Consider the following 12920-nt stretch of genomic DNA (forward strand, 5'->3'; position numbering starts at 1 on the left):
TCGCTCGGCCATTCACACGCGATGACCGGCCCCGTCCTCGTGCCCATCTTGGGCGACCAGCTCTCACCCGATATCTCGAGCCTTGCCGATCGCGGGCCCGAAGACACAGTCATCCTGATGATGGAAGTGGCGCAGGAGACGACTTACGTTCGCCACCACAAGGCGAAGATCGCGCTGATCCTCTCGGCCATGCGCCACTTCGCGCAGGAGATGAAGGCCGCCGGATGGACGGTCGACTACGTCCGCCTCGACGATCCTGCGAACACCGGCAGTTTCACCGGCGAAGTCCTCCGGGCCATCGAGCGTCATGCCCCCCGCGGCGTGCAGGTCACCGAGCCGGGCGAATGGCGCGTGCGCGAAGCGATTGAGGTATGGCGCACAACCATGCCGGTGCGTGTCCGCATCCTGCCCGACACCCGCTTCGTCTGCCTGCTCACCGATTTCTATGAATGGGCGGCCGGTCGGCGCGAATTGCGCATGGAGTGGTTCTATCGCGACATGCGCCGCAAGACAGGACTGCTGATGGACGGCGACAAGCCTGTCGGCGGCAAATGGAACTACGATGCTGACAATCGGGGCGGCCCGGACAAGGGCCTCACTCCTCCCAGCATCCCCCCGTTCGCACCCGATGCCGTGACGCGCGAGGTCATCGCCATGGTCGAAGAGCGTTTCGTCGGCCATTTCGGATCACTGGACGCCTTCGCGTGGCCGGTCACCCGCGCGCAAGCCGAAGCGGCACGCGACATCTTCTTGCACAACCGCCTGCCATTGTTCGGCAGGTATCAGGATGCCATGGTGGCAGGGCAGGACTTCATGTTCCACGCCGCCCTGTCACCGGCCATCAACCTGGGCCTGCTCGATCCGCTCGACCTGTGCCACCGCGCCGAAACCGAGTGGCGCGAAGGCCGCGCCCCGCTCGAAGCGGTCGAAGGCTTCATCCGCCAGATCATTGGCTGGCGCGAATATATCCGCGGCATGTACTGGCTCGAAATGCCGGACCTTGCTCAAGCCAACGGCCTTGAAGCCACCCGGCCCCTGCCCGACTTCTACTGGACCGGCGATATACAGATGCGCTGTCTGTCCGACTGCGTCCGCACCACTCGCGACAACGCCTATGCCCATCACATTCAGCGCCTGATGGTGCTCGGCAACTTTGCGTTGCTGGCGGGCCTGAAGCCGCAGGAGGTCGCCGACTGGTATCTCGTCGTCTTTGCCGATGCCTATGAATGGGTCGAACTTCCCAACGTCGCCGGAATGATCCTCCATGCGGACAAAGGGCGCCTGGCCTCGAAGCCCTATGCTGCCAGCGGCGCCTATATCGATCGCATGAGCGATTACTGCGGCAATTGCACCTACAGCGTAAAACAGAAGACCGGCCCCGGCGCCTGCCCGTTCAACGCCCTCTATTGGCACTTCCTGGCGCGCAACGAGAGCAAGCTGGGCCGCAACCACCGGCTCGCCCAGCCTTATGCGACCTGGCGCAGGATGAGCGAGGACAAGCGCGCGGAATATCTCGCAAGCGCCGAGACCTTCCTTGCCACGCTCGAACCTGCACGAGCGGGTTGGGCTCGCCGAGTCACTGACCCTAGTCGCGCTTCCCCCACATCGGCGGCCTGATCCCGCCCTGTCTGGTCACGCGCACGAGCAGCAGCAATCCCGCCAAGGTCGCCACCGCCATCGCGACAACGCTAGCTTCGAGCCCGAAATCCCCGCCCGTGAGCCACTCAGGCCCGGTTCGGTTCGTCACCAGCAGGCCTGCGGGCCCGCGTCCGCCCGATACCGGCACGCTGAAAACCCAGCCTTGCGTGAAGTTCCACGCGGCGTGAATGCCGATGGGTATCCACAGCCGCCGCTTCCACAGATAGGCCGCACCCAGCAGGATTCCCGCTTCCATCGCAATCGCAAAGGCCGCAAACAGGCTTGCGTTGTCATTGGCGAGATGCGCCGCTCCGAACAGGAGAGAAGTGATCGCCAGCGCCGCCCAGGTACCAAGCATGGCCTCGATATGGCGCAGCAGGATTCCACGAAACAGCACTTCCTCGAACACGCCCGATGTCACTGCCATCGCCAGCATCGTCCACAGCGCCCCCATACCGTTCACCCGGCTGATGGAAATGCCGCCCATCAGAGCCACGATTCCCGTCATCAGCGTGAACAGGCCCGCACCGATCAGCAGGCCAAGCGGCAATTCGCGCCCCAGCGCCCCAAACGGCAGGTCCTCGTTCCCGCTCCGCTCGATCCAGCGGCGGCAGGCAAGGTAGATCGCGATCACGATCATCGCCAGGACGAGCGCTCCCAGGGCATCGACCGGCGTATCGTGCGAGACGACCTTTTGCAGCGCCCACGAAGATCCGCCCGCCAGCGCGACCACAAGGACGAATTCCACGATCATCAACGTCAAGGGGAAGGCGATGATCCGGCGCAAGAGCCCGGGTCTTGCGTGCTGTACCTCGTCCATGCCTTCGCTCTCCCTCCACCGGGGTCAGGCCCCTTTGCGCTCCTTGTCCAGCAAACGCTGCTTGATCTCAAGCCCATAGGCATAGCCGCCCAGCGATCCGTCGGTCCGCACCACGCGATGGCACGGGATCAGCACCGCCACGTTGTTCGCGCCATTGGCAGATCCGGTCGCGCGCACAGCTCCGGGCTTGCCCACTTCGGCCGCGATCTGCGCGTAGGAGCGCGTCTCGCCCCGGGGAATGCGCCGTAGCGCCTGCCACACCGCTTCCTGGAACGCCGTCCCCTTCACATCGAGCGGGATGTGCGAATGGTCTCCCGGCACTTCCACCGCAGCCACGACCTGCGCCAGCAGCGCCTCGAACCCATCGCCGCCCTGCACCAGCTCCGCCTTGGGAAAGCGCGCAGCGAGCGCTTCCACGCCTTCGTTGAAGGACAGGCGACATATGCCCTTGTCGGTCGCAGCAACGAGCATCGGCCCGAGCGAGGTCGGCACCACTGACCAGCGGATCAGGACCCCGCGCCCGCCCTGCGCCCATGCCGAAGGCGTCATGCCAAGCCGCCCCCCTGCGGCCGCATAGAACCGCGAGGGGCCGGAAAACCCTGCATCATAAATGGCATTCGTGACGCTCCCCGTTTCAGTCAACGCTTCGCCCATGCGCTCTTGCCGCAGGGCGCGGGCATAGGCAGCGGGCGAAAGGCCGGTATGCCGGGCAAACACGCGCTGGAAGTGCGCAGGCGAATAACCGCACCGCGCCGCAAGATCGCCCAGCGCCAACACCTGTTCCGCCGTCTTGATCGCCTCGATCGCGCTCAGCACCGCGCGCTCATCGCGCGAGACATCGTCGGGAAAGCAACGCAGACAAGGTCGCAGCCCCGCAGCACGCGCAGCGGCTCCGTCGCCGAAGAAGCGGACGTTCTCGCGCCGCGGATGGCGCGCCGCGCACGAAGGCCGGCAGTAAATCCCGGTGCTGAGCACGCCTGTCACGAAGCGCCCGTCGAATGCGCGGTCGCGGGCGAGCACCGCAGCCCAGGCCTCTTCATCAGGGATCATGCTGGCGGTCTCCGGCCCATGCCCTGCATCGTTAGCCCGATTGTCGGTTCCAGCAAGGGGCCCTGTCTCCAATGTCACTGTCCCCAATGCCGCTGTCCCCAATGCCGCTGTCATCGCTTCTGCTCCTTCTCGAACTGTCGCTTTGTCGTGGACAGCTATGGTCCGGGCGCGCGAGCCACGCGTCCCGCACCTTGCGATCAAAGCGAAACAGCGCAAGAAGCGCAGCCATGCGCGTCGCCAAACAGATAATTGCCTTTCTCGCGTTGCTTTTAATGGGCCTTGCTGCGCCCGCCGCATGGGCAGACCCCGCCGACATCTCCGCTGCAGGCCGTTCGGTCGTGCGCGTCGTCATCGTCGAAAGCGACGGCGACCGGGCGAATCTGATTACGCATGGCAGCGGCTTTGCGATTACCTCGAACCTGATCGTGACCAATGCCCACGTCGTCGAGGAACTGCGCAACGACGACACGCTGATTGCGGGCGTCGTGCCTGCCGAGGGCGGGAACGGCTTCCCGGCACGGCTGATTGCCTATTCCCCGGCCAACGATCTTGCGCTGCTGCGCATCGAAGGCGGCGGCACGCTCACTCCGATCACGCTGTTCCCCGGCGCACCCGCCGATGGCGCAGAGGTCTATGCTGTCGGCTATCCCGGCAATGTCGACCTCGCCCAGGGCCTCTCGATGGCAGACCTCGTTTCCCCCCAGGCCCCGGTAAAGACTCGCGGCTATTTGTCGGGCGGGCGCTCGTCGCGCTCGTTCGACACGCTGCTGCACACCGCTCCCATCGGCGCCGGCAACTCGGGCGGCCCCTTGCTCGATGCCTGCGGCCGCGTGCTGGGCATCAACTCGTTCGGTACGGTCAGCGATAACAATACCGATTCGGCATTCTACTTCGCAATCTCGATGCGCGAACTCGCCGCGTTCCTGCGCAAGGCAAATGTCGAGGCGCACACCAGCGGTCTGCCCTGCCGCTCCATCGCCGATCTCGACCGTGCCGAGGCCGAACGCGCTGCGGGCGATCTGGCGCGCAAGGCGGCCGAGGCCGAGGAAAGGCAGCGCGCGATGGACAAGGCGCGGCGCGATGCGGAACTCGCTATTCTATCGGAGCGCGACAACGGACTGGCGCTCGCGGCGCTCCTGCTTGTCGCAGCGCTCGGTGCTGGCGGATGGGGCATGGTCGAAGCCTCGAAGCGGCGCGGGCGGTTCCAGCGCAAGCATGTCTTTGCGGCGATGGCCTTGCTTGTCGCTGCCATCGCGGTCTGGTTCCTGCGGCCATCGCTCACGCTGATCGACCAGCGCGCGCGCGAATCACTCGAACAGCCTTTGCCTTCGCCCACCGGCGGCGACGTCGCCTCGGCGACGCCCAAGGCCGCGGGCAGGATGATCTGCGTGCTCGATCCGGAACGCAGCCGCGTCACCGTATCCGACATCACCGATGTCCCGCTCGACTGGAGCGAGGACGGCTGCGTCAACGGCAAATCGCAATACGGCTTCGCCGCCGATGGCTGGTCGCGCATTCTCGTGCCCAATTCCGAGGAAGCGATCTCGCGCAATTCCTACGATCCGGCCACGCGCACCTATACGGTAGAGCGATTCCTCATCGATCTCGGCGCGATGACCGAGGCCCGCGCGGCGCGGGCAAAGCTCGAAGCGCCTGCCTGCGGTGCAGGTCTCGAAGCCGCAAGGCGCTTTGGCGAAAACCAGCAGGCGATCAAGGCGCTGCTCCCGCCCGAGCCGAATGAGCGCCTGCGCTATAATTGCCAGCCCGCGTCCTCAACGCAGAATGCAGAAAATTTGGCTACACCTTACGGCGACACAGTCACACGAAGGAGACGAACTCGTCCAAAGCGCTAAGTCACCTTCATACCTATGCACAAGAAGCCAAGACGCATCTTGTCATATGGGCCCGACGTTGCTAGGCGCGCCCCGTCTGCGGACCACCGGGTGTTCATCTCCCGGCAATGGAACGCACCGGCTTATCCTTGGATGAAGGAACTTCGACGCGTGGAGATTTCCGGCGGCATTACGGCCAGCTTGTCAGGGCGTTACGCTTCGGCGTTGTTCGAACTGGCGAATGAACAGGGCTTCGTTGCCGCTGTCGAAGGCGATCTCGAGACGCTGGGCGCCGCCCTGCGCGAATCGAGCGATCTCACCGCGCTGATCCACAACCCGGAAGTGAGCCGCAAGGCCGCCGCCGGCGCGATCGACGGGGTTGCCGGCCTGCTCGGTCTTTCGCCTCTGGCCAAGAACTTCCTCGGCGTTCTCGCCGGCAACCGCCGTCTCTCGGCCCTGCCCGACGTGATCCGCGCTTTCGCCCAGATTGCTGCTGCCCATCGCGGCGAAGCGACTGCCGAAGTGACCAGCGCCCACCCGCTCGACGATGCCCAGATCTCCGCCCTGACTGAAAAGCTCAAGGCGCGTGAAGGCAAGGACATCAAGCTCAAGACCAACGTCGATCCCGAGATTCTCGGCGGCCTTGTCGTGAAAATCGGCAGCCAGATGATCGACAGTTCGATCCGCACCCGTCTCAATTCCCTCGCCCAGGCGATGAAGGCTTGAAGCCTCAAGGCTCTACGAAAGGCTGAAAATGGAAATCCGCGCCGCTGAAATCTCGAAGGTCATCAAGGACCAGATCGCCAGCTTCGGCACCGAGGCCCAGGTCTCGGAAGTGGGCAGCGTGCTGTCGGTCGGCGACGGCATCGCCCGCATCCACGGTCTGGACCAGGTCCAGGCCGGTGAAATGGTCGAATTCTCGAACGGCGTTAAGGGCATGGCCCTCAACCTCGAAGCCGACAACGTCGGCGTCGTGATCTTCGGCTCGGACGCCGAGATCAAGGAAGGCGATGTCGTCAAGCGTACCGGCACCATCGTCGACGTTCCCGTCGGCAAGGGACTGCTCGGTCGCGTGGTCGATGGCCTCGGCAACCCGATCGATGGCAAGGGCCCGATCGCGTACACCGAGCGCAAGCGCGTTGAAGTCAAGGCTCCGGGCATCATTCCGCGCCAGTCGGTTTCCGAGCCTGTCCAGACCGGCCTCAAGGCAATCGACGCTCTCGTCCCCGTCGGCCGTGGCCAACGCGAGCTGATCATCGGTGACCGTCAGACCGGCAAGACCGCCGTCGCGATCGACACTTTCATCAACCAGAAGGGTCCGAACTCGGGCGACGATGAAGGCAAGAAGCTTTACTGCATCTACGTCGCCATCGGCCAGAAGCGCTCGACCGTTGCGCAGATCGTGCGCCAGCTCGAAGAGAACGGCGCGATGGAATACTCCATCGTCGTGGCTGCCACCGCTTCGGAACCCGCTCCGCTCCAGTACCTCGCGCCCTACACCGGCGTGACCATGGGCGAATTCTTCCGCGACAACGGCATGCACGCCGTCATCGTCTATGACGACCTTTCCAAGCAGGCTGTGGCCTATCGCCAGATGTCGCTCCTGCTGCGCCGTCCTCCGGGCCGCGAAGCTTATCCCGGCGACGTGTTCTACCTCCACAGCCGCCTGCTCGAGCGCGCTGCGAAGATGAACGATTCGCTCGGCGGTGGTTCGCTGACGGCTCTGCCGATCATCGAAACCCAGGCAGGCGACGTTTCGGCCTACATCCCGACCAACGTGATCTCGATCACCGACGGCCAGATCTTCCTCGAAACCGGCCTCTTCTACCAGGGCATCCGTCCGGCCATCAATGTCGGCCTCTCGGTTTCGCGCGTCGGTTCGGCCGCACAGACCAAGGCGATGAAGAAGGTTGCCGGCTCGATCAAACTGGAACTGGCGCAGTACCGCGAAATGGCGGCCTTCGCCCAGTTCGGTTCGGACCTCGACGCTTCGACCCAGAAGCTTCTGAACCGTGGTTCGCGCCTGACCGAGCTGCTCAAGCAGCCCCAGTTCTCGCCGCTCGGCTTCGAAGAGCAGACCGTGGTGATCTTTGCTGGCACCAACGGTTACCTCGACAGCATCCCGGTAAACCGCGTTGGCGAATACGAGGCCGAGCTCCTCAGCTACCTGCGCACGCAGAAGGCCGATCTGCTGGCCGAGATCCGCACGACCAAGGACCTGGGTAACGACACCAAGGCCAAGGTCGTTGAAGCGCTCGAAGCCTTCGGCAAGCAGTTCGCCTGATTTTCAGAGTTATCGTCTCCCCGGCCTGCGGGTCGGGGATGACGGATCAAGGGAGCCGTCATGGCCTCGCTTAAAGAACTCAAGGGCCGCATCAACTCGGTCAAGTCGACCCAGAAGATCACCAAGGCCAAGCAGATGGTCGCAGCGGCAAAGCTGCGCAAGGCACAGGCTGCGGCCGAAGCCGCGCGTCCCTATGCCAGCCGTCTGGCCGAAGTGATGGGCAGCCTTGCCGCCAAGGTTGCGGGCCAGGATAACGGCCCGCTGCTGATGCGCGGCACCGGCTCGGACAAGCGTCACCTCCTCGTCGTCGTCAACACCGACAAGGGCCTGTGCGGCGGTCTCAACTCCAACATCGTCAAGGAAGCCAAGCTTCAGGCCCGCGCGCTTGAGGCCGCTGGCAAGACCGTGACTTTCTACCTCGTGGGCAAGAAGGGCCGCGCGCCGATCAAGCGTGACTATCCCAACGCGATCGCGAAGAACTTCGACACCAGCCTTGTGCGCACGCCCGGCTTCGACGAAGCCAGCGCCATCGCGCACGAACTGATCGCGCTGTTCGAAGCCGGCAAGTTCGATGTTGCGCATCTGATCGCGCCGAAGTTCAAGTCCGCGCTCTCGCAGGACCCGGTCACCACGCAGCTGATCCCGGTTCCCGCTCCTGCCACCAAGACCGAGACCGGCTCGGTGGTCGAGTACGAACCGAGCGAGGAGGAAATCCTCGAAGAACTGCTGCCGCGCTACGTCACGACGCAGGTCTTCGGTGCCCTTCTCGAGCGTGAAGCGTCGGAACAGGGCGCGTCGATGACCGCCATGGACAACGCAACGCGCAACGCGGGCGAGCTGATCAACAAGCTGACGATCCAGTACAACCGCAGCCGCCAGGCCGCGATCACCACCGAACTCATCGAAATCATCGCCGGCGCCGAAGCGCTCTGACGACGACATAGAAGGCAAGGAAACAACCATGGCCACCGTGCTCACCTCCACCGGCAAGATCAGCCAGGTCATCGGCGCCGTCGTCGACGTGACCTTTGACGGCGAACTGCCCGCCATTCTCTCGGCGCTCGAAACCGACAACAACGGCAACCGCCTCGTGCTCGAAGTCGCGCAGCACCTCGGTGAAAACACCGTCCGCACCATCGCAATGGACTCGACCGACGGTTTGACCCGCGGACAGTCGGTGCGCGATACCGGCGCGCAGATCTCGGTGCCGGTCGGCCCCAAGACGCTCGGCCGCATCATGAACGTGATCGGCGAACCGATCGACGAGCGTGGCCCGGTCGGCGCGGAACAGACCGCCCCGATCCACGCCAAGGCTCCTGAATTCATCGACCAGTCGACCGAGGCCGCGATCCTCGTGACCGGCATCAAGGTCATCGACCTTCTCGCCCCCTATGCCCGTGGCGGCAAGATCGGGCTGTTCGGCGGCGCAGGCGTGGGCAAGACGGTTCTCATCCAGGAACTGATCAACAACATCGCCAAGGGCCACGGCGGCGTGTCGGTCTTCGCAGGCGTGGGTGAACGCACCCGCGAAGGTAACGACCTCTACCATGAATTCCTCGACGCGGGCGTTATCGCCAAGGACGCCGACGGCAACCCGACCCCGGATGGGTCGAAGGTTGCGCTGGTGTTCGGCCAGATGAACGAGCCTCCGGGTGCGCGCGCGCGCGTTGCTCTGTCGGGTCTGACCATGGCAGAATACTTCCGCGACCAGGAAGGCCAGGACGTGCTGTTCTTCGTCGACAACATCTTCCGCTTCACCCAGGCGGGTTCGGAAGTGTCGGCTCTGCTCGGCCGTATTCCTTCGGCCGTGGGTTACCAGCCGACGCTCGCCACCGACATGGGCGCGCTGCAGGAACGCATCACCTCGACCACCAAGGGTTCGATCACCTCGGTTCAGGCCATCTACGTTCCCGCCGACGACCTTACCGACCCTGCGCCAGCCGCCTCGTTCGCTCACCTTGACGCAACGACCACGCTGAACCGCGCGATTTCTGAACTCGGAATCTACCCGGCGGTCGATCCGCTCGACTCCACTTCGCGCGTGCTTACGCCCGCCGTTGTCGGTGAAGAGCACTACCAGACCGCCCGCCGCGTTCAGGAAACGCTGCAGAAGTACAAGTCGCTGCAGGACATCATCGCGATCCTGGGCATGGACGAGCTTTCGGAAGAAGATAAGCTCACCGTCGCCCGCGCCCGCAAGATCCAGCGCTTCCTGTCGCAGCCGTTCCACGTCGCAGAAGTGTTCACCGGCATCTCGGGCAAGTTCGTCCAGGTCGAAGACACCGTGCGTTCGTTCAAGGCTGTGGTCGATGGCGAATACGACCACCTTCCCGAAGCCGCGTTCTACATGGTCGGCGGCATCGACGAAGCGGTCGAAAAGGCCAAGAAGCTGGCTGCCGACGCCTGATTTGACCTAGCTCCCCGGGCCCGCCCGGGGAGACTGAAAGGCAAGACATGTCCCTTCACTTCGAACTCGTCACCCCGGCCCGACTCGTCCGTTCGGAAGAGGTCCACATGGTCGTCGTTCCCGGCACCGACGGTGAATTCGGCGTGCTGGAAGGCCACGCACCGTTCATGTCGACGGTCAAGGATGGCTCGATCAAGGTTTACAAGTCGGCAGGTGCTGCCCCCGAAGAGATCAAGGTCCAGGGCGGCTTCGCCGAAGTCGGCGTAAACGGCCTGACCGTTCTGGCCGAACACGTCGAAGGCTGATAGTCTTCAAACCGCCCAACGGAAGGGCCGGCCCGCGAGGGTCGGCCTTTTTCGTATGTCTCGCATACTTTTTTATTGATTTCATCATTGCGAACTTTTCACGCTCACGAATTTCTGGCAATAAGGTGACAACAGCCAGAATTAGCATCGGGAGAGTCGATCAATGTCCCAAACCCTCGAACAGGTCATCCAGAACGCCGGTGACCTCGTAAACTTCGTCCGCAACCAGCAGGTTGGACCGAACGTTTACCCGGGCGTGCCGTCCGAATTTTCGAACTGGCGTGCAGAACAGTGGGCCTGGGGCCACACCGCCGTGCTCTACAACCAGTCGTACCACATGGTCGATCTCGCGGTTAGGGGCCCGGACGCCTTCAAGATGCTTGAACACCTCGGCATCAACAGCTTCAAGAACTTCCAGCCCGATCGCGCCAAGCAGTTCGTGCCCGTCACGCCCGATGGCTACGTGATCGGCGACGTTATCCTGTTCTATCTGGACGAGAACCACTTCAACCTCGTCGGTCGCGCACCGACGATCGAGTGGGTCGAATTCCACGCCGCCAGCGGCAACTGGAACGTCACCGTCGAACGTGACGAGCGCTGGGCGATGCGCACCGATGGCAAGCGCAACTCCTATCGCTTCCAGATCCAAGGCCCGAATGCGATGAAGATCATCGAGAAGGCCACCGGCAAGACTCCACCCGAACTCAAGTTCTTCCACATGACCCGCATGACCATCGGCGGCAAGGAAGTCCGCGCGCTACGCCATGGCATGGCCGGGCAGCCGGGCTTCGAACTGATGGGGCCATGGGAAGACTATGGTGCAGTCCACGCCGCACTGGTCGATGCTGGCAAGGAGTTCCAGATGGCGCTCGTCGGTGGTCGTGCCTACTCGTCGAACACGCTGGAATCGGGCTGGATCCCCTCGCCCTTCCCCGCGATCTACACAGGGGAAGCGCTCGCCCCTTACCGCGCATGGCTGACCGCCAACTCCTACGAAGCCAAATGCTCAGTCGGCGGCAGCTACGTGCCCGAAACCATCGAGGGCTACTACACTACGCCTTGGGATCTCGGGTACGGTCCATTCGTGAAGTTCGACCACGACTTCATCGGCCGCGCCGCGCTCGAGAAGATGGCGGCAGAGGGCAAGCACCGGACCAAGGTCACGCTCGCGCTCGACAACGAGGACGTCATGCGCGTCCAGTCCTCCGCACTCAGCACCGGCGATCGCGCAAAGTTCATGGAATACCCGAGCGCGGTTTATTCGATGCACCCGTTCGATCAGGTGCTGGCGGACGGGAAGATGGTCGGCCTGTCCACCTGGATCGGCTACACCGCCAACGAAGGCAAGTTCCTCACGCTCGCCATGATGGAACCGGGCTTCGAAACGCCGGGTACCGAGGTCAGCCTGCTCTGGGGCGAACCCAACGGTGGAACTTCCAAGCCTACCGTAGAACCGCACGTCCAGACCGAAATCAAGGCCACAGTCTCAGCCGTGCCTTACGTTACCGCCGCGCGCGACAACTATGCCGAGGGCTGGCGCACGCGCAAGTAAGCTTGCGGGCATCTGCCTGACAGCGAGAGCGCCGGTCCCAACCCGACGGGCCCGGCGCTCTTTGCTTTCAAAGGAGACATGCGCGGCCTTCGGCAAGGCCCGCCCACGTTCACAATTTGTTTGTGTTACTAACAAATTCTGGCACACTGCCGATCAACGATAACGAGGATGTCATGGCCCAGAACAACACCATCACCTTCTACGACCTGGCGCTCAGCACCGGTGCGACGATCAGCCCGTTCGTCTGGGCGACCAAGTACGCGCTAAAGCACAAGGGCTTCGAGCTCGACGTCGTCCCCGGTGGCTTCACCGGCATTCTTGAACGCACCGGAGGCAAGACCGAACGTCTGCCCGCGATCGTCGACGATGGCGAATTCGTGCTCGATAGCTGGGGCATCGTCGAATACCTCGACACCAAATATCCTGATCGCCCTACCCTCATCCCGCACGAAAGCGTCGCTGCGACGCTGAAAGCTTTGGACCACTGGTTCTGGAACGCCGCGGTTGGCCCATGGATGTTCTGCTTCTGCCAGGACTATCGCGACCTCTCGCTTCCGCAGGATCACGAATACGTCACCCACAGCCGCGAGAAGATGCTCGGTCGCAAGCTGGAAGAGGTTCAGGCTGGCCGCGAAGAACGCCTGCCCAAGATTTCGGCCGCGCTCGAACCGCTGCGCGCCGCGCTCGGTCAGCATCAGTGGCTCGGCGGATCGACACCGAACTATGCCGACTTCCGCATCATGGGCGGAATCCTGTTCACCGCTTCGGTCTGCAAGACCCCGGTCCTTGCCAACGACGATCCGCTGCGTGACTGGATCGAGCGCTGCCTCGATCTCTACGGCGGCCTTGGCCGTCATCCTGGCCTCTTCCCGCTGTTCGGCCTCGAGCAGCGCGAAGGCGATCCCGACCTGTTCAACCGCGCGGCCGGCCAAGGCGGCATTTACAAGCGCAACACCGGCCCGGATTCGACCCGCGCCGAAACCCAGCGTATTACCGAAGGCATGAAGAAGTAAGACAGGCGATCGGGGCCGG

11 protein-coding genes are annotated in these 12920 nt (G+C 63.6%); 9 read left to right on the forward strand and 2 right to left on the reverse strand.

Going from position 1 to position 12920, the window contains the following annotated elements; all coding sequences use genetic code 11:
• The first annotated feature begins 21 nt into the window (after positions 1-21).
• The gene (locus tag AC2A04_RS14665; RefSeq protein WP_484213103.1) at positions 22-1617 is read left to right on the forward strand and encodes a cryptochrome/photolyase family protein; all 1596 of its coding nucleotides are present in this window, start codon (positions 22-24) and stop codon (positions 1615-1617) included.
• Here the strand turns inward: AC2A04_RS14665 and AC2A04_RS14670 are convergent.
• Both AC2A04_RS14670 and ada read right to left on the reverse strand, forming a co-directional pair.
• Positions 1586-2458, reverse strand: coding sequence for a lysostaphin resistance A-like protein (locus AC2A04_RS14670; RefSeq protein ID WP_484213104.1), 873 nt, complete (start codon positions 2456-2458; stop codon positions 1586-1588). The genes AC2A04_RS14665 and AC2A04_RS14670 overlap by 32 nt on opposite strands.
• A gap of 24 nt (positions 2459-2482) precedes the next feature.
• A complete protein-coding gene (ada, locus tag AC2A04_RS14675; RefSeq protein ID WP_484213105.1) occupies positions 2483-3508 on the reverse strand; it encodes a bifunctional DNA-binding transcriptional regulator/O6-methylguanine-DNA methyltransferase Ada in 1026 nt (341 codons plus the stop codon).
• A gap of 227 nt (positions 3509-3735) precedes the next feature.
• Between ada and AC2A04_RS14680 the strand changes: the two genes are divergently transcribed.
• The 8 genes from AC2A04_RS14680 to AC2A04_RS14715 all read left to right on the forward strand — a co-directional run bounded on the left by AC2A04_RS14680 (position 3736) and on the right by AC2A04_RS14715 (position 12901).
• Positions 3736-5361, forward strand: coding sequence for a S1 family peptidase (locus tag AC2A04_RS14680; protein ID WP_484213106.1), 1626 nt, complete (start codon positions 3736-3738; stop codon positions 5359-5361).
• A gap of 150 nt (positions 5362-5511) precedes the next feature.
• Positions 5512-6066, forward strand: coding sequence for a F0F1 ATP synthase subunit delta (locus tag AC2A04_RS14685; protein ID WP_484213107.1), 555 nt, complete (start codon positions 5512-5514; stop codon positions 6064-6066).
• 28 nt (positions 6067-6094) lie between these two features.
• The gene (atpA, locus tag AC2A04_RS14690) at positions 6095-7624 is read left to right on the forward strand and encodes a F0F1 ATP synthase subunit alpha (RefSeq protein WP_484213108.1); all 1530 of its coding nucleotides are present in this window, start codon (positions 6095-6097) and stop codon (positions 7622-7624) included.
• 60 nt (positions 7625-7684) lie between these two features.
• Complete coding sequence (locus AC2A04_RS14695; protein ID WP_484213109.1) at positions 7685-8557, forward strand: F0F1 ATP synthase subunit gamma; 873 nt, start codon at positions 7685-7687, stop codon at positions 8555-8557.
• 28 nt (positions 8558-8585) lie between these two features.
• Complete coding sequence (gene atpD, locus AC2A04_RS14700; RefSeq protein ID WP_484213110.1) at positions 8586-10031, forward strand: F0F1 ATP synthase subunit beta; 1446 nt, start codon at positions 8586-8588, stop codon at positions 10029-10031.
• 47 nt (positions 10032-10078) lie between these two features.
• A complete protein-coding gene (locus AC2A04_RS14705) occupies positions 10079-10336 on the forward strand; it encodes an ATP synthase F1 subunit epsilon (RefSeq protein ID WP_484213111.1) in 258 nt (85 codons plus the stop codon).
• Positions 10337-10499: 163 nt separating this feature from the next.
• Positions 10500-11888: a syringate O-demethylase gene (gene desA, locus AC2A04_RS14710; RefSeq protein ID WP_484213112.1), complete on the forward strand. Its 1389-nt coding sequence runs from the start codon at positions 10500-10502 to the stop codon at positions 11886-11888.
• Positions 11889-12061: 173 nt separating this feature from the next.
• Positions 12062-12901, forward strand: a complete 840-nt coding sequence (locus tag AC2A04_RS14715; protein ID WP_484213113.1) for a beta-etherase — start codon at positions 12062-12064, stop codon at positions 12899-12901.
• Positions 12902-12920 lie beyond the last annotated feature (19 nt).

The sequence above is a fragment of the Novosphingobium sp. HNCC26DJ243 genome (genome assembly GCF_057180545.1).